This is a genomic window from Sediminicoccus sp. KRV36 (assembly GCF_023243115.1).
Classification (GTDB): Bacteria; Pseudomonadota; Alphaproteobacteria; order Acetobacterales; family Acetobacteraceae; genus Roseococcus.
Genome location: NZ_CP085081.1, coordinates 1,216,989 through 1,238,064 on the forward strand (window position 1 = coordinate 1,216,989; position 21,076 = coordinate 1,238,064).

Here is a 21,076-nt window from a genome sequence, read left to right on the forward strand (position 1 = left end):
GGGGCTTCGCCAGATGGGGATTTGCTGCGCAGAATAACCCATGCTCCATGGTCGCCACATCCTTTTGATCGTCTCCGGCAGCGTCGCCGCCTTCAAGGCGCTGATGCTGGTGCGCCTGCTCCGGGCGGAGGGCGCCCGCGTGCGCGCGGTGCTGACGGCCGGCGGGGCGCGCTTCGTCACCCGGGAATCGCTCGCGGCGCTGACGGGTGAACCCGTCCAGGATGATCTCTGGGCGCCCAGGGGCGGGGAGGAGGCCGAGATCGGCCATATCCGCCTGGCCCGCTGGGCCGATGCGGTGGTGGTGGCCCCGGCCTCCGCGAACCGCCTGGCGCAGATGGCGCATGGCCTCGCGCATGATCTTGCCGGCTGCATCCTGCTGGCAACCTGCGCCCCCGTGCTGGTGGCGCCCGCGATGAACCCGGCCATGTGGGCGCATCCGGCCACGCGGGCGAATATCGCCACCCTGGCCGAGCGCGGCCTGCATTTCATCGGCCCCGAGGATGGCCCGATGGCGGAGCCGGAATCCGGCCCCGGGCGCCTCTCCGAGCCGGAGGCCATCGCCTATGCCATCCGCACCCTGCTCGGCTCCGGGCCGCTCTCGGGCCGGCATGCGCTGGTGACAAGCGGGCCGACGCATGAGCCGATTGACCCGGTGCGCTACATCGCCAATCGCAGCAGCGGCAAGCAGGGGCACGCCATCGCGGCGGCGCTGGCGGCCCTTGGCGCGCGCGTCACGCTGGTCAGTGGCCCCGTCGCGCTGCCGGATCCGCCGGGTGTTGTGGTGCGCCGCGTGGAAACCGCGCGCGACATGCTGGCCGCCTGCGAGGCGAGCCTGCCGGCGGATATCGCGATCCTCGCCGCCGCCGTGGCTGATTGGCGGGTGGCGCAGGAGGCCGCGCAGAAGCTGAAGAAGCAGCCGGGGGCCGCGGCGCCCACGCTCAGCATGGCGCTGAACCCTGATATCCTGGCCACATTGTCGCGCCACGCGCAGCGCCCGCGTCTCGTCATCGGCTTCGCGGCGGAGACCGAGCATGTGGTGCAGCACGCGCGCGAAAAGCTGGCGCGTAAGGGCTGCGACTGGATCATCGCGAATGATGTCTCCGGCGATGTGATGGGGGGCGCCGAGAATGCCGTGCACCTGGTCACCGCCGATGCCGTGGAGGAATGGCCGAGGATGCTGAAGGAAGATGTGGCGACGCGCCTGGCCGCGCGCGTGGCGGAGCATTTCGCATGAAGGTCCTGGTGCAGCGCCTGCCGCATGCGGAGGGTCTGCCGCTTCCCGGCTATGCCACGCCCGGCGCGGCCGGCATGGACCTGCTGGCCGCGGCCGACATGACCATCCCGCCTGGTGGTCGCGCCCTGGTGCCGACCGGGCTGGCCATCGCGCTGCCGGACGGCTTCGAGATGCAGGTCCGCCCGCGCTCGGGCCTCGCGCTCAAGCACGGTGTCACCGTCTTGAACGCGCCGGGCACGGTGGATAGCGATTACCGTGGTGAGGTCGGTGTCATTCTGCTGAACACCGCGGCCGAGGCCTTTTCCGTGGCACGGGGGGAGCGCATCGCGCAGGCGGTCTTCGCGCCCGTCACACGGGCAGAGTGGGAAGAGGTGGTGGTGCTGCCGGAGACGCAGCGTGGCGCGGGCGGCTTCGGCAGCACCGGCCGCGTCTAGGGCGCCGCGAAGCGGGATCCGCCAGCGCCGGTTTGCCGAAAGCTTCGATGCGCTGTTGGCCCGGCGCGCCGGATAAAGACCCAGGCGGCGGGCTTTCCGCCATAGGGGCGCCGCGGGGAAACCCCCATGCGTATTCCCTGCGGCCTGGGCTGGTCGTCAGGGGGCAGCCCACCCCATATTGCGGACATGGATCTCGATTTTACGGAAAGTGAGTTGCACCGCTACTCGCGCCACATCCTGCTGAAGGAGGTTGGCGCCATCGGCCAGGCGCGGCTGCGCCAGGCGCGCGTGCTGGTGGTGGGCGCCGGCGGGCTTGGCTCGCCGCTGGCGATGTATCTGGCAGCGGCGGGTGTGGGCACGCTCGGCCTCGTGGATCATGACCATCTGGAGCTGTCCAACCTGCAACGGCAGATCGCGCACAGCACGGCGCGGCTGGGTCAGAACAAGACGGACAGCGCCGCCGAGGCCCTGCGCGCGCTCAACCCCGAGGTCCGGCTGGAGCTGCACACCCGCCGCATGGATCGCGCCGCCGCCGAGGAGTTGATCCCGCAATACGACGTGATCTGCGATGGCACCGACAATTTCCCGACGCGCTTCCTGCTGGGCGATGCCTGCCATCTGCTGAAGAAGCCCCTGGTCAGCGCCGCAGTGCTGCGGTTCGAGGGCCAGCTTTCGGTGTTTCGCGCGCATCAGGGCGCACCTCACCCCTGCCATCGCTGCCTGCATCCGGACATGCCGCCCGAAGGGCTGGTGCCCAGCTGCTCCGAGGCCGGGGTGCTGGGGGCCGTGGTGGGCGTGATGGGCACGCTGCAGGCCACCGAGGTGCTGAAGCTGCTGCTCGGCATTGGCGAGGACATGTCCGGCCGGCTGCTGCTCTGGGATGCGCTGGATGCCCGCTTCCGCACGGTGAAGCTGCGGCGGGACCCGGATTGCGCGCTCTGCGGCGAGCATGCCGGCATTCACGATCTTTCGGCGCATCCCGCGTGACGGCGCTGGGCATCCTGCTGCTCTCGGGCGGGCATGAGCGGGCGCATTACGCCTTGATGCTGGCCACCGCCGCCGCCGCCCTCGGCCGGCCGGTCACGCTCTTTGCCACGAATGGCGGCTGCCGCCTGCTGCTGGAGGCGACACCGCTGGAGCGTGACCCGCGCGAGGCGGAGCTGGCCCGGGCCGGCGTCGCCAGCATCGCGACGCTGATGGAGGCGGCGCGGGCGCTGGAGATCCGTCGCATCGCCTGTGAAGCCGGGCTGCGCGCCGAGGGGCTGGATGGCGAGAGGCTGGCGCCGGGCGTGGAACTTGCCGGCATCGTGACCTTCCTGGGCGCGGTCGGCACAGGCCAGGTCATTTCACTGTGACGCTTGACCCGGCGCGACCCGGCTTGGCATCCAGGCGAATGATGCCGATCCGTTTCGTCCTTGCCGCGCTGTTGATGCTTGCCTGGGCGGGCGGTGCGGGCGCGCAATCAACTCTGGGTGGGCAGGGCAGCGTGCCACCGCCCCGCGCGGCGGCGCCCACCAGCACGGCGCCCACGAGCACGCCGCCCGCCACATCCGCCGCCGCGCCGAGGGCTGCCGCGCGCCCGGCCCGGGCCAGTAATGCCCAAGCTGGCAATCCCCAAGCTGGCAATGCCCAGGGCAGCACGGCCCGCCCGGCCGCCCACCCCAACACCACGCCACGCCCGCCGCAAACCGCGGCACAGCGCCAGCAGGCCCAGCAGCAGCGCCGCGCCGCGGCCGCAGCGGCGGCAGCGGCTGCCACCGCGGCCGCCGCCGCCGCACCGCCCGCCCAGGCGGCAACCCCGCCGCCGCCCGAGCCCATCCCGCCCATCGGCAGCGTCACCGGCCTGCCCATGCCGCGCTTCGCCGCCCTGCGCTCGAATGATGTCAATCTGCGCGTCGGTCCGGACCGCCGCTTTCCGGTGGAGTGGCGCTACCAGCGCTCGGACCTGCCGGTGCAGATCATTCGCGAGCATGACCAGTGGCGCCGCATCCGGGACCCGGATGGAACCGAGGGCTGGCTGGCCGCCTCCAACCTGCAGCCCGGCCGCCGCACCTTCATCGTGCGTGGCGAGGCCAGCGCCGAAGTGCCGCTGCGCCGCCGTGCTGAGGAAGCCTCCACCCCCGTCGCCAGGCTGCGCCCGGGCGTGATCGGCCGCATCCGCGGCTGCGATGCGGGCAGCGACTGGTGCGAAGTCCAGGTGCAGGACCGCCGCGGCTTCATCCGGCGTGGCGAGATCTTCGGCGTCCTGCCGGATGAGGAAATCAAGTAGCGCGCCTGGTCCCAGCGCGGATCAGGCCGGCTTCAATCCACCCGGGCGCCTGACGCGCGGATCAGCGGCGCGAAGGCGGCCTCGTTCAGGGTGCGGAAGGTCGCGAATTCCTCGGGCGTGGTGTACCAGGTGGAGGCGGCGTTTTCCTCGAAGCGGCGCTTCAGGTCCGGGCTTTCCAGCGATTGCCGTGTCAGCGCGTTGAGCCGATGGATGATGGCGGGCGGCATCCCCGCCGGCCCCATCACCCCGCCCCAGGAGGTGATTTCGAAACCCGGCAGGAATTCCGCCATGGCCGGGATTTCGGGCGCCTGCGGGCTGCGCGTCGCCCCGGTGACGGCCAGGGCCCGCAGCCGGCCCTCGCGCGCCAGCGCCAGGCCCTGGGGGATATTGTCAAAGATCATGTGCACGCGCCCCCCCTGGAGGTCCACATGGGCGGGTGCCGCACCCCGATAGGGCACGTGCAGCATGTCCACCCCCGCCATCGCCTTGAACATCTCGCCCGAGAGATGGACCGTGGTGCCCGAGCCCGAGGAGGCATAGGCGTAGCGCCCGGGATTGGCCTTCAGCAGCGCGATCAGTTCCGGCACCGAGCGCGCCGGCACGTCGTTGTTCACGACCAGCAGATTGGGCAGTTGCCAGAGGCCCGAGACGAGCGAGAAATCCTGCGCCGGGTTGAAGGGCAGCCGCCCGTAGAGCGTGGGCGAAATCGCCAGCGGCGCGACACTGGCAAGGCCGATCGTGTTGCCATCCGGCACAGCGCGGGCAATCGCTTCAGTGCCCACATTGCCGCCCGAGCCCGAGCGGTTCTCCACGACAAAGGACTGGCCGGTGATCTCGCTCATCTTGATGCACCAGAGGCGGGAGAGGATATCCGTGCCACCCCCCGGCGGAAACAGCCCGATGAAGCGCACCGGGCCGCTTGGCCAGGCGGGCTGGCCCATCGCCGGGGCGATGAGTGCGGGGGCGGCGAGGGCCGCCATGCTCAGGCCAAGTGCTGCGCGGCGCGTCATCGCGGAATGCGGCATCGTCTCTCCCTGGCCGCGCTTTTGGTGCGCTTGCCCTGACACATGCACGGCCAGAAGCCGCCCGGAGGTCAAGGAAAATCCGCTGGCCCGAAGCCCGGCGAGGTTTCGTGGCGGCAGGCGGACGCGCCCTGCGCAACCTGCGTCATTCGAGCCCCATCCACGCCGCGCAGCGGGCTGAGGGGGGCGGCGTATGGCAGTTCCCGGCAAGCGGCGCCCGGGCCTGATGCGAGGTAATGCGGCTTCGGCTTAGGCCGGGCGCAAGGTGCTCAGGCCGGAGCGTGCCGAGAGATAGCGAAGCTGGGCATCATGATCGGCCGCGCCGCACAGCATCAGCCCCGTGAAGAAGATGCGCACCGGCCGCCCAGGCTCCTGCGGGGCGGGCCCGGTGTCGAACTCGATCACCAGCTCGCCTGGCTCGCAAGGCGGGATATCCACGCGCATGAGGCGATTGGCCCCGGCGGGCAATTCCTCGGCGAACCAGGGGCCGGGCGCTTCGTGCGGCCGCAGGGCGCGAAGCCGGACCAGCGCCGGCGCCGCCGCGGGTGCCGCGAGTTCGAGGGTGAGGATCAACCCTTCGGGCGGCGGCACGGGCACTGGAAACCGCAGCCGAACCGGGCCCCAGGAGGCGCCGATGCCCCAGCGTTCCTGCAGGCCCCAGCCCTCGCCTTCGCACAGCATCTGATGCAGCAGGCTGAAGGGCGCCATCAACGCGGGCAGGTCGGGGATCTGGGGTTTTTCGAAGCCCACGCGTTCCCCCAGCGGGAAGAAGATCCGCGCCGCCGGCTCGGGCAGGGGCGTGGTGTCGGTGGCAAGGGTGGCGACCAGGCCTTCCGCCACGGCACGCCAGCTGCGGATCTGCGTCCGTTCCGGGATCTTCGCCTCCAGGCGCCGGCGGTGCTCCGGGTCCCGGATCAGGCTCCAGGCGAGCTCGGCGAGTTCCGGCTCGCTCTGCGGCGTGAAATACAGGGCGGCGGAGCCACCCGCCTCCCGCAGGCTGGTATGATCGGGCGTGATGGCGATCTTGCCATGCGCCAGGGCCTCGGTGACCGGCAGGCCCCAGCCTTCGTAGAAGCTGTTGAAGACGGTGAAGAGGCAGCGCTCATAGAGCAAGGCCAGCAGCGCATCCCCGACATCCTGCAAATGGGTCACGCGGCTGCGCAGTTCCGGGGCGGATTGCATCAGATGCAGCACCGGCTCCGCCTGGAAGCCCTGGCGGCCGAGCAGGACCAGATCCGGCATCACGGCGTCGCCGTGCCGTCGCAGCAAGGTCAGCCAGGCGTGCAACAGCAGCAGGTGATTCTTGCGCGATTCGATGGTCGCGACGCAGAGCACGAAGGGCCGGCCTTCGCGCAGCACGGCGGGCAATTCGGCGGGCGCCGCGCCGCTGAGCGGCGGGAATTGCGCGTCCAGCGGCATGATGCCGACAGGAATGTCCAGATGCGGCAGAAGGCGGCGCTGCCAGAAGCGGAAATCCCGCGCCGTGCAGGCGCTGATCGCCACCGCCCGGTCGATCTGCAGGCACATGGCAAGGAGATGCTCGGAAAAGCTGCGCGACAGGCTGATATCGCAATGCTCGGGCGTCGCCAGCGGGATCGCGTCGTAGAACAGCACGCAGACCACCGCGCCATGGGCCTGGCGCAGTTCCCGCAGGCGCCGCAGCTGCATCGGGTTGCTGCCCGTGAGGCCGAGCGCCAGCACCCGGTCCCCGGCGGCAAAGGCAAAGGCCGGGGCACCCTGCTGGGCGGTCCGCCGCGCCTCCTGCAGGGCCAGCCAGGCGGGTTCGTCACGCCGCCCGCCCTCACGCGCGGCGCGGATGATCGCGAGCAGCAGAGCCTCCGGAAATTGCACGAAGCGCCCCTGCTCGGGCGAAAACAGCGCGAGCTGGAACAGCGCTGGGGTGCCGGGTTCAAGCCCCGCCTCCAGCAACGCCATCTGCACCCGCGCAACCCCCACCGGCGTGCGTTGCAACTCCAGCAGTTCCAGCAGATCCGTCAGGTCCACGACGAAGCGGGGGGAAGCCATGTTCTTCGCGCTCAGCCCATGTGCCCGGGCGAAGCCGCCTCAGCTCCGCCCATAGGTGTCTTCCAGGCGGACAATGTCATCCTCGCCCAGATAGGAGCCCACCTGCACCTCGATCAGGGCCAGCGGGATCATGCCCGGATTTTCCAGCCGATGGATGCAGCCGAGCGGCAGATAGACGCTCTGGTTCTCCGAGAGCAGCAGGCTTTCGGCATCGCGCTGCACACGCGCCGTGCCCTTGACCACCACCCAATGCTCCGCGCGATGGTGGTGCTTTTGCAGCGAAAGCCTGCCGCCCGGCATGACGACGATCTGCTTCACCTGGAAGCGGTCCCCCATGATGAGGCCCTCGTAATGGCCCCAGGGGCGGTACATCCGCCGGTGTTCCACGGCCTGCTTGGCCCCGCGTGCCTTGAGCCGCTCGACCACGCGCTTCACGTCCTGGGCGCGTGAGCGAGGCATGGCGAGTACGGCGTCATCCGTGACGACGACGACCACATCCTGCAGCCCCAGGACCGCCGTCAGGATCCCTTCCGAGCGCACATAGGAGCCGGTCGAGTCCAGCATCTCCACCGGTCCCTGCACCACATTGCCCGCCGCGTCCTTGGGCGCGGTCTGCCACAGCGCATCCCAGCTGCCGACGTCGCTCCAGCCCAGATCGGCCGGCACCACGGCCGCGTGGCGGGTGCGCTCCATCACGGCATAGTCAATCGAGATGGCGGGCGCTTCGCGGAACGCCTCGGCGCCCAGGCGGATGAAGTCGAGGTCGCGCGCGGCACCCTCCAGCGCGGCGCGGGCCGCGGTCAGCACGGCGGGGGCGTGCTCGCGCAGCTCGGCGATGAGGGTGCTCGCGGTCGCGACGAACATGCCGCTGTTCCAGACATGTCCGCCATCGGTCGAAAGCCGCTCAGCGGTGGCGAGATCGGGCTTTTCCGTGAAGCTCTGAACCAGCCGGACACCTGGCATATCGGCGATGGGCTCTCCCAGCTCGATATAGCCGAAGCCGGTCTGCGGCTCGGTCGGGCGCATGCCGAAGGTGACGATGCGGCCGCCTCGGGCCGCCTGGGCCGCCAGCTCCAGCGCGGCATGCAGGGCGGGCACATCGCTGATTGCCGCGTCCGCGGCCATGATCCACAGCACCGCATCCGGCTGCGCCTCGGCGATCAGCAGGGCGGCGACGGCGATGGCCGGGGCGCTATTGCGGCCCTCCGGCTCCAGGATGATCTGCGGCTCGGCGATGCCCGCTTCGCGCAGCTGCTCGGCCACCAGGAAGCGATGGCCTTCGCCCACCACCACGACCGGGGGCGCGAAGCCGGGTCCCATGGCGCGGCGCGCCGTCTCCTGCACCATGGTCATCGGGGAAAGCAGCGGCCAGAACTGCTTGGGATGCGACTCGCGTGAAAGCGGCCAGAGCCGGCTGCCGGTGCCGCCGGAGAGAATGACAGGCACAATATTGGGCGCGCTCATGGTGAACCTTTCCTGCAAAGCCTGCACCTTGTGGGGGCAAATCCCGGTGATTTCATGGCACCCTTGTCGCCTCGCTGCCTGAAAGGCAAGTTGCCGGCATGCAAAATGGCGCCCCTCGGGTCTGGATGGATGGCTTCCCCCTGACCCTCTCGCATGGCACCGGCATCACCACCTATGCGCGCGGCCATGCGGCCACCTTGCGCGCCATCGGCGTCTCGCTCGGCATGCTGTACGGCCGGCCGCTTCCTGGCATCGCCGATGCGGCGGAGCGCGAGGTGCGCTTCTTCGATGCGCGGGTCCTCGCCGGCCGTCCGCTGCATCAGCGTTTCCTGAGCCTGCTGCGCCACCCCCGCGGGCCGCTTGCGCAAGCCATCCCCCTGTCGCGCATGGTGGATACGTCAGCCACTTCGGCCATCACCTATGAGAGCTTCGCCACGGCCAATCTCCCACAGGTGGATGAACTCTGGAACGCCGATGACATCTTCGGGCGGGCGCAGCTGCATTTCGCGCTGCGCGGCAGCCTCATGCCGGTGCGGGCGCCCACGCCACCCCCCGCCCTGATGCACTGGACGCATATCCACCCGATCCGCCTGGCCGGCACGCGCAACATCTACACCGTGCATGACCTGATTCCGCTGCGGCTGCCCTGGGCGACGCTGGACTTCAAGGCGAACTGGCTGAACGCGATCCGCATGCTGGCCCGCCGGGCCGACCATATCGTCGCCGTGTCGGAGCATGCCCGGCAGGACATGATCACGCAGGTCGGCATCGCTGAGGAGCGGATCACCAACACCTACCAGGCGGTCTTTCCCCCACAATACGAGATGGATGAGGCGATGTCGGTCGCGCGGCTGCGGCGGGCGCACCAGCTGGAACCGCGCGGCTATTTCCTCTTTCTCTCGCGGATCGAGCCGCGCAAGAACCTGGCCCGGATGCTGGATGCCTATATCGCGTCCGGCTCACAAACCCCGTTCATCATCGTGGGTGGCCTCGCGCATCACGGCAAGCAGGAGCTTCGCCTCCTCACCGAGGCCAATGGCACACGCTCGGCCGATGGGCGGATCCGCTATCTGGGCTATGTGCCGCAGCTTGATGTGGAAATCCTGCTGCGCCATGCCCGCGCCCTGTGCTTCGCCTCGCTGTATGAGGGCTTCGGCCTGCCCGCCATGGAGGCGATGCGCGCGGGAACGGCCGTGCTGACCTCCAACACCTCCTGCATGCCGGAAATCGTCGGTGATGCGGCGATGACCGTGACGCCCACCGACACACGCGCCCTGGCCGAGGCGCTTCGCGCGCTGGACCAGGATGCCGGGCTGCGGGCCCGGCTTGAGGCGGCCGGCCCGGTGCGCGCGGCTTTTTTCAGCCCTGAACGCTATGCCGGGCGCCTGCGGGCCCTTTACGCCAGGCTGGGCGTGTTGCCGGGGAGGGAGACGGGATGATTTCGATCGGCGAATTGCTGCCGGGCAGCGACGCGGATTTCGTGACCAACGCCTATCTGGCCGCTTTGGGGCGCTGGCCCGATGCCGGGGGCTTTGAGCACCACCTGGCTGCCATTGCCGGGCAGCCGGAGCAGCGGGCCGAGATGCTGCGGCGGATGCATGCCTCTGAGGAGGGGCAGCGCGCGGGCTGCGCGCTTTCGCCCGATGCGGGCCCCGTGCCCCTGGAGCAGGCCCTGGCGGCCCAGCTCAGGCTGCGGACCGAGGTGTTGCGCCACGAGATCGCGGCGCTGCGTGAGGCGGTGGTTGCCCATGTGGCGGGCTCTGCCCTGCTGGCCGAAGTGTCGGGGCTGGGCGTCGCCCTCTCGGCCCTTGGCGTGGAGATGCGCGAGCGCATGGCCGCGCTGGAGGCCACCGTGGCGGGGAAGCTGCCCGCCCCGCCGCAACTCTCGCCGGCGGTCTCGCTGGACTACGTCAATGAAGTGATCGAAGCGGCTGAGGCGCAATGGGCGCATCGGCTACGCAGCCTGGAAAAGCGCCTGACCGGGGCATGATGCATCGCCGGCGCGAAGCAGGCGCGCCAGGCTTTCCGTCCAGGCGGGTGGCCCGGCCTGGGGTGATCATCCGCCAGTGACGAACGGCGCGTTCGCCAGGCCGCTCGTGGCCGCGCCGTCCAGCTGGTCGAACAGCCCCAGGATGGTCTTGACCCGTTCTGGCCAGCTGATCCGGGCCAGGATGGCCGGGTCCCATCCCCCCCCGCTGCCCCGCTTCCCCAGCGCCTGCTCGACCGCCTGGATGAAGCCGGTGCGGGTCCGTGCCACTGCGGCATGGGCGCTGATATCGCCGATATTGGCGACCTCGGAGCAGACGATGGGCACCCCCAGCGCCGCATAAACATAAAGCTTCAGCGGGTTCATGCTCTCACTGAGGTCATTGCTCAGATGCGGCATGATCGCCACGTCGAAATGCCGGATATAGGCCAGCGCCTCCTGATAGGGCCGCACACCCAGGAGGTGGATGTTGGGGATCCGGCTGGCCAGGGCGATCACCTCCGGCGCATCATGCGCGGAACCCACGAGGACAATGCTCCATTCCGGGTGAAGCTGGGCCATGGCCTCGATCACGCCGAGATCCACGCGGTCCCGCAGATTGCCGACATAGCCGATCCGGGGCGAGGGCAGGGCGCCCAGATCCTCCGGCAATTCCCAGCTCTGGTCGGCTGGGAAGATCTCCGCCCCATTGGGCACCACATGGATATCCTGGCGCAGATGGCCGAAGCTTTCGCGCAGTGGCGCGCAGTTCGCGATCACCAGGTCAGCGCTGGTGAGGATGTCGTTGTAGTTGCGCGCGACGCGCTCGGCATGCTCGGGCCTTGCCGGCCATTTGCGCTGGTCGTCAATCACATCGGCGATGACCCGGCGGAAGCCGATCTCCGCCTGGATTTGCGGAAAATCGAACACCACGGGGCAGACCCAGGCGATGGCGGAAGCATCGAAGCCCACTTCGCGCATCGTCGCCCGGATGAAGTCGGGATATTCGTGCCGCGCGGGCAACTCCTGGCCCAGGGCGGTCTGCGGGCGGCTGCCATCGCGGCAGAGGAAGCTGCGCCGGATCAGCCGGGGGGAATCCGCCATGCGCAGCACGCGGCGCAGGGTGTTGAGATAGACCAGATTGCCCTGATGCAGCCGCGCATGCGCGCTGTGGTCCACATCGCGCTCCAGGTCACCGATGGAGATCACGCGGTCGAAATGCAGGATGCGGCCAACCCGACCGCTGCGCAGCAGATACTTCACCATCATGTCCGAGCGCCGGCCGTAGAGATCCGAGTCGTTCTGCTTCCAGAAAAACACCAGATCCAGTGGCCGGTCGCGCTGGACCAGCGCGGGTGCGGCAAGCCCACGCAGCCGGTCCAGCAGCGGGTGCTCCACCGCATAATGCCGGGCGATGCCGAGCACCGCCTCGGCCAGCAGGGGGGAGGGCGGATCGCGGCTCGCTTCGGCGGCGATGCGTTCGGCCTTCGCGATGCGCGCGGCATTCACCGGGAAGCTGAATTCCGCGAGGAATGTCGCGCGCACGCGGGCGATCTCGGCTGGTGGCAGCTCCTCATAGGGCACGGCCGCGCGCAGCACTTCGTCGAGTGCCGCATCATCATCCACCACGGTCACCGCGCCCTGCGCGATGATGTCGGCCAGGGGTGGCACGCGCGTCACGATCGCGGGCAGGCCGATGGACAGCGCATCCGTCAGCTTGGCAGGAACCTGGTATTCGGCGATGGGGGAGGCGGGGTCCTGCAGGATCGCCACCTGATCCGCCATCTGGATCAGCGCAGGCAGACGATCCCAGGGCTGGTTGCCGAAGAAGCGGATGCGCGCCTTCTGGTATTTCGCGAAGGCGGCGCGGATGCGCGCATCGGTGATGGTGCCGATGATGACGAAGACCAGGCGGTCATCATCCAGCCGCTCCAGCGCATCGGCGATGCGGTAGATGCCCTTATGCGGCCGTGGCGTGCCGATGAAGAGGATGACGACATCGCCCGCCGTCAGCCCGAATTCCTGGCGCAGCTGCGCGCGGATCTCAGGGTCGGCCTGGAAGCGCTGCTCATTGCGGCCATGGCGCACGATCTCGCCGCCGAAGCGGGCTTGCAGCGCGATGTTGGAGACGGTGACGGCATCCGCCCCGGCCACCAGGGTTTCACTCAGCCGGGTCCAGATCTCGCCGAAGGGCGTGCGCGCGCCGGCCGGATCGGCGCGGGCGGCCGCCAGCGCCTCTTCCAGGGTGAGCGGCGTGCGCTCCTCGAAGAAGGAGAGCTCATGGTCATCCACATCCACCAGCAGCGCGCTGCCCTTGAGCAGCCGGAACAGCATGCCGATGAGCAGGGAGGGCAGGCGCGGCTTGGAGACATAGACCACATCCGGATCATGGCGGCTGACCACATCCAGCGCGTGCTGGAGGAATTGGGGGAAATCAGCGCCTGGGAAGAGGCTGGTCGGGATCTCGTCGAGGCCACGGACCGGCGCCCAGAGGGCCTCGCCGAAGCGCGGAAAGGAGGGGCCGGTGTATTCCACCTGGAAATGCGCGCGGGCCATATCCGCCAGCAGATAGCCGCGCCCGACCGGATTATGCCCCATATCCCAGGAGACGACGAGCATGCGGGGTGGCGTTGCGCGCTCCGTCCGAAGGGCGTGCGGCAGGGTCCCTTGCCGCGCTGGCAAGGTCTCGCGCAGTGGGGCCTCATGCGGTGGGACTTCGCGCGGTGGGAGCTGGCGCGGTGGAGCCTCGCGCAGCGCGGGGGATGCGGCCGGGACGGAGAGATGCGGGACACGCAGCAGCCCCGTACGCGGTGCCGGGCTGGGTGCCTTCGGCGCGGCAGGCTGCGAGACGCCGGTGCCGAGCGGCGCCGCATTCAGCGCGCGGATGAAATGGCTCTCCCGCGCCAGCATCCCGCCGATCCGCTCGGCCATGGCTTGCTCGCGCAGCTGGCTGTCCCAGCGGAAGCCGCGCGCCGCCAGGACCCGGGCGTAATCCGCCCGCCCCCGGTATGCGACATGCTGGACCTTCTGCTCGCGCGCATCGGGCAGGAAATCCTGGATGACCAGGGTTCCGTCTTCCGCCAGCGCATCGAGGGCATGGCCGAGGACGCGCTCCCAATCGGCGTCCGAGGGAAAGCTGGACAGCGTGTAGGTGCACAGGACCAGATCATGCCGCTGGGCCGGCTGCCAAGTGACGAGGTCGGCCTCCTCGAAGCTGAAGGAGGGATAGTCCCGCCGCGCCGTCTCCAGCGCCACTGGCGAGAGATCAATGCCCAGATACGCGACGGAGCCAGGCCGCAAGCCGCCGCAGGCGCGCCCATAGCCACAGCCAAGGTCCAGGATGGAGCGCGGCCGGAGCCGGGTGACGAGATGGGCCAGGAACTCCGCCACGAGCCGATCGCCGGACAGGTTCTGCTCGTGCGAGAGGGCGAGGTTGCCGACCGAGCGTGCGTCTCCGGCGTAGCGCGCATGCCGTTGCAGCCAATAGGCCTTCTGGTCGAAGCCGCGCTTGCTGTCGCCTGTCTGGGTCAATGCTTGTCCGGTCGCGGGGCCGCTGCCAAGGGGTTGAGGCTGCCAGGATGGATCGCACCGCTGGAGCAAAAAAACAATCGAATGTGATGGCGGCCGGGCCTGGCAGCATATCGCCAAGCCGCGCGCCTCGGTCCATCCTTTCGGCTGCAAGACCAAAGGCAAGCCCGATGAACCAGACCGCCCTGCAAACCGCCCAGCAATGGCAGCCCGAACTTGCCGCCATCCGCCGGGACATCCACGCCCATCCCGAACTGGGCATGGAGGAGGTGCGCACCGCGGGCCTCGTCGCGCGGCATCTGCGGGAATGGGGGGTGGAGGTGACGGAGGGTGTCGGCAAGCTTGGCGTGGTTGGCACCATTCGTGGCACACGACCGGGCCAGCGCGTCATCGGGCTGCGCGCCGACATGGATGCCCTGCCCATCCCGGAACAGACCGGCTTGCCCTATGCCTCCACCAACCCTGGCATCATGCATGCCTGCGGCCATGACGGGCATACCACCATGCTGCTGGGCGCGGCGCGCTGGCTCTCCGAAAATCGTGATTTCGCCGGCACCGTGCACCTGATCTTCCAGCCGGCCGAGGAAGGCCGGGGCGGGGCACGGGCCATGCTGGCCGATGGGCTGTTTGAGCGCTTTCCCTGCGATGCGATCTACGGGCTGCACAATGCGCCGCGCCGCCCGGCCGGGCATTTCGCCATCCGCCCCGGCCCCACCATGGCGGCGGCGGACCGCTTCACCGTGGTGTTTCGCGGCACGGGCGGGCATGGCGGCTCCACTCCGCATCTGGCGACGGACATCACCATCGTGCAGGCGCATTTCGTGCTTGCGCTGCAGACCATCATCGGGCGCAACATCGCGGCCAAGGATGCGGCGGTGCTGAGCGTCGGCGCCATATCCGGCGGATCGCATATCGGCGCCAATGTGATGCCGGCGGAACTGACCATCAGCGGCACGTCGCGCAGCTACACCGAGGCGGTGCGCAGCCTGCTGGAGCGCCGCATCGGCGAACTCGCCCATGGCCTGGCCGCGGCCCATGGCTGCACCGCGGAGGTGAATTACCAGCGCGGCGTGCCCGCCACCGTGAACCACCCCGAGCAGACCAAGGTGGCCTATGCCGCCGCCGCCGCCATCGTGGGCACCGATGCGGTGGACCCCAACCCCGACCCCAGCACGGGGGCGGAGGATTTCGCGCTGATGCTGGAACAGCGGCCGGGCGCCTTCATGTCCATCGGCGGCGGCGCGCCCGATGGCGCCTCGCCCGCGCTGCACACACCGCTGTTTGATTTCAACGACGCGACGATTCCGCTCGGCGTCGCCTATTGGGCGAGCGTGGTGGCGCAGGAATTGGGCAATCCGGATGGCTGAGCCCGGCAGGCGCCGCTGATTCCTTCGCAGCTCTGCCGCATCCTCGGCTAGCCTCCCGCCACGGAGCGGGAGCGGGCGATGACCGAGCAGGTGTTGCGGGAGATGATCGAGGGTGTGCGGTCCGGCGCGCTCTCCCGGCGCGGCTTTGTCCGGCGCGTGGCGGCGATGGGGCTGACGGCGCCGATGGCGACCCAGTTGCTGGCGCTGACCGGGGCGGCGCCGGCGGCCGCGCAAGGCTTGCCTGCCTATGGCCCGACGCGGCGGGGCGGCGGTGGCGCGCTGAAGATCCTCTACTGGCAGGCGGCGACGCTGCTCAATCCGCATTTCTCGGTCGGCACCACCAACCAGGATGCCTGCCGCGTCTTCTATGAGCCGCTCGCCGGATGGACGCAGGATGCGACGCTGCATCCCATCCTGGCCGCTGAAATTCCCTCGCTGGACAATGGCGGGCTCAGCCCGGATGGCCGCTCGGTCACCTGGAAGCTCAAGCGGGGCGTGCGCTGGCATGATGGCGCCCCAGTGACCGCCGATGACCTTGTGTTCACCTGGGAATATGCGCGCAACCCGGCGGTGGCGGCCACCACCTCAGGCTCCTACCGGGAGGTGAACCTGGTCAAGCTGGATGACCATACGGTGCGGCTGGATTTCGCGCAGCCCACCGCCTTCTGGGCCGATGCCTTTGTCGGCTCCTTCGGGCTGGTCATGCCGCGCCACATCTTCGGCGCCTTCAATGGCGCGAATGCGCGCGATGCGCCCGGGAATTTCCGCCCCGTCGGCACCGGCCCCTATCGCTTCGTCAGCTTCACCCCGGGTGACATGCTGCGCGCCGAACTCAATCCGCTCTACCACCAGGAAAACCGCCCGCATTTCGACACACTGGAGATCAAGGGCGGCGGCGATGCCGTCTCCGCCGCGCGGGCCGTGCTGCAAACCGGCGATTATGATTTCGCCTGGAACCTGCTGGTCGAGGACGACATCCTGACGCGGCTGGAAGCCGTCGGGCGCGGACGTGTCGAGGTGACGCCGGGCGGCTCCACCGAATTCCTCCAGCTCAACACCACCGACCCCAATCGCGAGGTGGATGGGGAGCGCTCCAGTGTGGCCACCACGCATCCGGCCTTCTCCGACCCGGCCGTGCGCCAGGCCATCGCCATGCTGATGGATCGCGCCTCGATCGAGCGTTTCATCTTCGGCCGCGCCGGCAATGCCACGGTGAATATCCTGAACAATTCGCGCTTCACCTCGCCCCATGCGGGCCTGCCCTTCAGCATCCAGCGCGCCAATGAGGTGCTGGACGCCGCCGGCTGGGTCCGTGGGCGGGATGGCATTCGCGCCAAGGGCGGCACGCGGCTGAAATTCCTGTTCCAGACCTCGGTGAACGCGCCGCGACAGCGCAGCCAGGCGGTGATCAAGCAGGCGGCGCAGCGGGCGGGGATCGAGCTGGATCTGAAGGGTGTGACCCCCTCGGTCTTTTTCTCGGCCGATGTCGCCAATCCGGACACCTTCTCGAAATTCTACGCCGACATGCAGATGTATGCGAACGGCCCCTCAGGCGATCCGCAGCGCTACATGAGCCAATTCGCGTCCTGGGAGGTGGCGACCCGCGCCAATTCCTGGCAGGGCCGCAACATCATGCGGTGGCGCAATGCCGAATACGACGCGACGTTCCGCGCCGCCGATGTGGAGTTGGATCCGGTGAAGCGCGTGGCGCTCTTCATCCGGCTGAATGACCTGGTGGTGGGCAGCCATCACCTCATTCCCTTGCTGAGCAGGCCCGGGCTGAGCGGCTGCCTGAACAGCCTGCGCACCTCGCGCAGTGGCTGGGATGGCACCTTCTGGATGCTGAGCGACTGGTGGCGCGAGGGGTGAAAGCCAAGCCTGCCCAGTGGTTTGCCAGGGTTGGCGCGTTCCTGGGCAATCCCGGTCCGGCAGGACTCGATTTAGCGCGCAACCCTGCTATGTGTTCCGGTAATGTGTGTTCAGAAGGGCCTGATCTGGGTCCGCCTGCCGCCGGGAGAATGAGTATGGGTGAAGACGATCTGCGCCAGATGATCGGGCGCGTGAAGAATGGCAGCCTCTCGCGCCGCGGTTTCGTGCGGCGCATGGCGGCCCTCGGCCTTACGGCACCGATGGCGACGCAATTGCTGTCCATCGCGGGTGCGGGCTCGGCCCAGGCGCAGGCCATGCCAACCTATCGGCCCACCCGGCGCGGCGGCGGCGGTGCGCTGAAGGTCCTGTATTGGCAGGCTTCGACCCTGCTCAACCCGCATTTCGCGGTCGGCACTACGAACCAGGATTCGAGCCGCGTCTTCTATGAGCCGCTGGCCGGCTGGGCCGCCGATGGCACGCTGCACCCCGTCCTTGCGGCCGAAATTCCCTCGCTGGAGAATGGCGGGCTCGCGGCCGATGGGCGTTCCGTCACCTGGAAGCTGAAGCGCGGCGTGAAGTGGCATGACGGCCAGGATTTCTCGGCCGATGACGTGATTTTCAACTGGGAATACTCGCGCAACGCCGCTGTCGCGGCCGTCACCTCCGGCAGTTATCGCGATGTGAATGCGGTGAAGGTGGATGACCACACGGTCCGGGTGGAATTCGCGCAGCCCACGCCCTTCTGGGCGGATGCCTTCGTGGCCGCCACCGGCCAGCTGATCCCGAAGCACCTGTTCCAGGGGTTCAACGGCGCCAATTCGCGCGATGCCCCCACCAATCTGCGCCCCATCGGCACCGGCCCCTATCGCTTCTCCAGCTTCCTGCCGGGTGACATGCTGCGCGGTGAGTTGAACCCCAACTACCACATGGATAACCGTCCCTTCTTCGACACGATCGAGGTGAAGGGCGGTGGCGATGCGGTTTCGGCCGCGCGTGCCGTGTTGCAGACGGGCGATTACGACTATGCCTGGAACCTCCAGGTCGAGGATGACCTGCTGAAGCGGCTGGAAGCCGCCAATCGTGGCCGCGTGAATATCGTGGAAGGCGGTGGCATCGAGTTCGTGCAGCTCAACGTCACCGATCCGAACCGGGAAATTGATGGCGAGCGTTCGCATATCAGCACGCAGCACCCGGCCTTTTCCGACCCCGCGGTGCGCCAGGCCATGGCCCTGCTGATTGACCGCAACGCGCTGGAGCAGTTCATCTATGGCCGTGGCGGCCCGGCGACGGCGAATTTCCTGAACAATCCGCCGCGCTTCACCTCGCCCAACATGCGCTGGGAATTCAGCATCCAGAAGGCGAATGAGATCCTCGACGCAGCCGGCTGGGTGCGTGCCCGCGATGGCATCCGTGTGAAGAACAATGTGCGGCTGCGCTTCATCTACCAGACCTCGGTGAATGCGCCACGCCAGCGCACCCAGGCGGTCTACAAGCAGGCGGCGCAGCGGGCCGGCATTGACCTTGAGCTGAAGTCGGTCACGGCCTCGGTGTTCTTCTCCTCCGATGTGGCGAACCCGGACACCTTCACCAAATTCTACGCCGACATGCAGATGTACACGACCACGATGCCGCAGGCGGACCCGCAGCGCTTCATGAACCAGTATGTCTCCTGGGAGATGTCCACCAAGGCGAATTCCTGGCAGGGCCGTAACATCGTCCGCTGGAAGAATGACGAATATGACACGGCCTATCGCACGGCCGATAGCGAGGTGGATCCGATCAAGCGTGCGGCACTCTTCATCCGCATGAATGACCTGATCGTCGGCAGCAACCATGTGATTCCGCTGGTCAAGCGCCCCACGGTCAGTGGCAGCCTGAACAATCTGCGGCATGTGCTGAGCGGTTGGGATGGCACCTTCTGGGCCCTGCAGGATTGGTGGCGCGAGAGCTGAGCCTCTCGTGGCGCAGTATCTTCTCCGCCGGCTGCTGATCGCGATCCCGAGCTTGCTCGGGATCAGCGTGATCCTGTTCACGGTGCTGGCCCTGGCGCCGGGTGATCCGTTCGAGGAATTGGCCACCAACCCGGCGATCCCGCCCGAGGTGCGCATGGCGCTGCGCGCCAGCCTGGGCATCGATGACCCGGTGCATATCCGCTATTTCCGCTGGCTGTCCGCCATGCTGCAGGGGAATTGGGGTTTTTCCTTCGTCAGCCGCGTGGATGTGGACCAGCTCATCCTGCAACGCCTGCCGGTGACGCTGGTGGTGATCGGCCTGTCGCAGGTGCTCGCACTTTGCATCGCCCTGCCGGTCGGCATCATGGCGGCGACGCGGCCCTATTCGATTTTCGACCAGGTGGCCAATACGCTCGCCTTTGTCGGATTCTCGCTGCCCACCTTCTTCACCGGGCTGCTGCTGATCCTGCTGTTTTCCATCCATCTGGACTGGCTTCCCTTCGTCTACCGCGCGCAGATCGACGCGAGCGGCTGGCAATGGTGGTGGCAGCACATCAAGCAATCCATCATGCCCATCACCGTGCTGGGGCTCTTCCAGGGTGCCGCCTGGACGCGCTTCGTGCGCTCAGCCGTGCTTGATGTGGTGCGGCTGGACTACGTCACCACCGCGCGCGCCAAGGGCATCCCCGAGCGTCGGGTGATCAACCGCCATGTGGTGCGCAACGCGCTGATTCCGGTGGTCACACTTGTGGCGCTGCAAATGCCGGCCGTGTTCGGCGGCGCCATCGTCACGGAGCAGATTTTTCGCGTGCCCGGCATCGGGTCGCTGCTGATTTCGGCGGTGCTGGCCAATGACACGCCGGTGATCATGGCCGTGACCTTCGTCTTCGCCTGCCTTGTCATCTTCTTCAACCTGCTCGCGGATGTGATCTATGGCTGGCTCGACCCCCGCATCAGCTACAATTAACGCCGGCGTCCGATCCGACGGGGCGTCTTCCAGCCCCGGCGGTGAATCGGCCGCCCAGCAAGGTGCGGTGCGCCGCGCCCCCGTCACGCCTACGGCCGAGGCGTGGCGCCGCTTCCGCAAGCACAAGCTCGCGGTGGTCAGCGCTGCTGTGCTCGCCATCATGATCCTGGGCGTGCTGTTCGGCCCCTGGATCTGGACCGTGCCGATTGACGAAATTGATTTCACCGCGCGCCTTCAGGGCCCCTCCTGGGAGCATCCCTTCGGCACGGATGATCTGGGGCAGGATCTGCTGGCGCGGGTGCTTTATGGCGGGCGGATTTCGCTGGCCGTCGGCTTCGCGGCCATGGGTGTGGCCGTCACCGTGGGCGTGCTGGTCGGCGCCATCGCCGGCATGTCCCGTGGGCCGGTGGATGTGGCGCTGATGTGGGTGACGGATCTGTTCCTCTCGCTCCCGCAACTGCCGCTGTTGCTGCTGATCATCTATCTGTTCCGCGATGCGCTGGCGGAAATCGTTGGCCAGGAACTGGGCGTCTTCTTCATGATCGTCGCCGTGATCGGCCTGTTCAACTGGATGCAGGTGGCGCGCCTGGTGCGCGCGCAATTCTTCTCCCTGCGCGAAAAGGAATTCGTGGAAGCCGCCCGGGCCCTTGGCGCCTCGCGCACGCGCATCGTGGTGCAGCACATTCTGCCCAATGCGCTTGGTCCGGTGATTGTCGCCGCCTCGATTGATGTGGCGGGTGCCATTCTCGCGGAATCCACGCTCTCCTTTCTGGGCCTGGGTTTCCCGCCCGATACACCGACCTGGGGCCGCCTCTTGTTCGATGCGAAGGACAATCTCGACTTTGCACCGCATTGGGCGATCTTCCCCGGCCTCGCCATCTTCCTGACCGTGCTGACCATCAATTTCGTGGGCGATGGTTTGCGCGATGCGCTGGACCCGAGGCGCGTGCAGTGAGCGCGCCACCCCTGCTCGACATCT

16 protein-coding genes are annotated in these 21,076 nt (G+C 68.3%); 12 read left to right on the top strand and 4 right to left on the bottom strand.

What is annotated here, in order from left to right; all coding sequences use genetic code 11:
* Positions 1 to 40 precede the first annotated feature (40 nt).
* From coaBC to LHU95_RS05465, 5 genes are all read left to right on the top strand, one after another.
* Positions 41 to 1,234 (top strand): bifunctional phosphopantothenoylcysteine decarboxylase/phosphopantothenate--cysteine ligase CoaBC, encoded by a 1,194-nt coding sequence (coaBC, locus tag LHU95_RS05445; protein WP_248710365.1) that lies wholly within the window; start codon positions 41 to 43, stop codon positions 1,232 to 1,234.
* Positions 1,231 to 1,668: a dUTP diphosphatase gene (gene dut, locus LHU95_RS05450; RefSeq protein ID WP_248710366.1), complete on the top strand. Its 438-nt coding sequence runs from the start codon at positions 1,231 to 1,233 to the stop codon at positions 1,666 to 1,668. The genes coaBC and dut overlap by 4 nt, the downstream gene beginning before the upstream one ends.
* A gap of 186 nt (positions 1,669 to 1,854) precedes the next feature.
* The gene (moeB, locus tag LHU95_RS05455) at positions 1,855 to 2,655 is read left to right on the top strand and encodes a molybdopterin-synthase adenylyltransferase MoeB (RefSeq protein ID WP_248710367.1); all 801 of its coding nucleotides are present in this window, start codon (positions 1,855 to 1,857) and stop codon (positions 2,653 to 2,655) included.
* On the top strand, positions 2,652 to 3,023 hold the full coding sequence (locus LHU95_RS05460) for a DsrE family protein (RefSeq protein WP_248710368.1): 372 nt from the start codon (positions 2,652 to 2,654) through the stop codon (positions 3,021 to 3,023). Before moeB ends, LHU95_RS05460 begins: the two co-directional genes overlap by 4 nt.
* A gap of 38 nt (positions 3,024 to 3,061) precedes the next feature.
* Positions 3,062 to 3,937, top strand: coding sequence for an SH3 domain-containing protein (locus tag LHU95_RS05465; RefSeq protein WP_248710369.1), 876 nt, complete (start codon positions 3,062 to 3,064; stop codon positions 3,935 to 3,937).
* A gap of 32 nt (positions 3,938 to 3,969) precedes the next feature.
* Here LHU95_RS05465 and LHU95_RS05470 read toward each other — a convergent pair whose 3' ends face one another.
* The 3 genes from LHU95_RS05470 to LHU95_RS05480 all read right to left on the bottom strand — a co-directional run bounded on the left by LHU95_RS05470 (position 3,970) and on the right by LHU95_RS05480 (position 8,448).
* Positions 3,970 to 4,962: a tripartite tricarboxylate transporter substrate binding protein gene (locus LHU95_RS05470; protein ID WP_248710370.1), complete on the bottom strand. Its 993-nt coding sequence runs from the start codon at positions 4,960 to 4,962 to the stop codon at positions 3,970 to 3,972.
* Positions 4,963 to 5,208: 246 nt separating this feature from the next.
* Positions 5,209 to 6,984 (bottom strand): glycosyltransferase, encoded by a 1,776-nt coding sequence (locus LHU95_RS05475; RefSeq protein ID WP_248710371.1) that lies wholly within the window; start codon positions 6,982 to 6,984, stop codon positions 5,209 to 5,211.
* 39 nt (positions 6,985 to 7,023) lie between these two features.
* Complete coding sequence (locus LHU95_RS05480) at positions 7,024 to 8,448, bottom strand: mannose-1-phosphate guanylyltransferase/mannose-6-phosphate isomerase (protein WP_248710372.1); 1,425 nt, start codon at positions 8,446 to 8,448, stop codon at positions 7,024 to 7,026.
* Positions 8,449 to 8,546: 98 nt separating this feature from the next.
* Between LHU95_RS05480 and LHU95_RS05485 the strand changes: the two genes are divergently transcribed.
* Together LHU95_RS05485 and LHU95_RS05490 are read left to right on the top strand one after the other, a co-directional pair.
* Complete coding sequence (locus LHU95_RS05485; RefSeq protein WP_248710373.1) at positions 8,547 to 9,887, top strand: glycosyltransferase family 1 protein; 1,341 nt, start codon at positions 8,547 to 8,549, stop codon at positions 9,885 to 9,887.
* The gene (locus tag LHU95_RS05490; RefSeq protein ID WP_248710374.1) at positions 9,884 to 10,438 is read left to right on the top strand and encodes a DUF4214 domain-containing protein; all 555 of its coding nucleotides are present in this window, start codon (positions 9,884 to 9,886) and stop codon (positions 10,436 to 10,438) included. Before LHU95_RS05485 ends, LHU95_RS05490 begins: the two co-directional genes overlap by 4 nt.
* A gap of 66 nt (positions 10,439 to 10,504) precedes the next feature.
* Here LHU95_RS05490 and LHU95_RS05495 read toward each other — a convergent pair whose 3' ends face one another.
* Positions 10,505 to 13,945, bottom strand: a complete 3,441-nt coding sequence (locus LHU95_RS05495) for a glycosyltransferase (protein ID WP_248710375.1) — start codon at positions 13,943 to 13,945, stop codon at positions 10,505 to 10,507.
* Between the two features lie 167 nt (positions 13,946 to 14,112).
* On the opposite strand from LHU95_RS05495, the gene LHU95_RS05500 reads away from it, so the two are divergent.
* The 5 genes from LHU95_RS05500 (at position 14,113) to LHU95_RS05520 (ending at position 21,052) form a co-directional block, all read left to right on the top strand.
* Positions 14,113 to 15,309: a M20 aminoacylase family protein gene (locus LHU95_RS05500; protein ID WP_248710376.1), complete on the top strand. Its 1,197-nt coding sequence runs from the start codon at positions 14,113 to 14,115 to the stop codon at positions 15,307 to 15,309.
* Positions 15,310 to 15,387: 78 nt separating this feature from the next.
* Positions 15,388 to 17,178, top strand: a complete 1,791-nt coding sequence (locus tag LHU95_RS05505; RefSeq protein WP_248710377.1) for a peptide ABC transporter substrate-binding protein — start codon at positions 15,388 to 15,390, stop codon at positions 17,176 to 17,178.
* 155 nt (positions 17,179 to 17,333) lie between these two features.
* Positions 17,334 to 19,130, top strand: coding sequence for a peptide ABC transporter substrate-binding protein (locus LHU95_RS05510; protein ID WP_248710378.1), 1,797 nt, complete (start codon positions 17,334 to 17,336; stop codon positions 19,128 to 19,130).
* Between the two features lie 7 nt (positions 19,131 to 19,137).
* Positions 19,138 to 20,097 (top strand): ABC transporter permease, encoded by a 960-nt coding sequence (locus tag LHU95_RS05515; protein WP_248710379.1) that lies wholly within the window; start codon positions 19,138 to 19,140, stop codon positions 20,095 to 20,097.
* Between the two features lie 67 nt (positions 20,098 to 20,164).
* Positions 20,165 to 21,052: an ABC transporter permease gene (locus LHU95_RS05520; RefSeq protein ID WP_248710380.1), complete on the top strand. Its 888-nt coding sequence runs from the start codon at positions 20,165 to 20,167 to the stop codon at positions 21,050 to 21,052.
* The last annotated feature ends 24 nt before the right edge of the window (positions 21,053 to 21,076 follow it).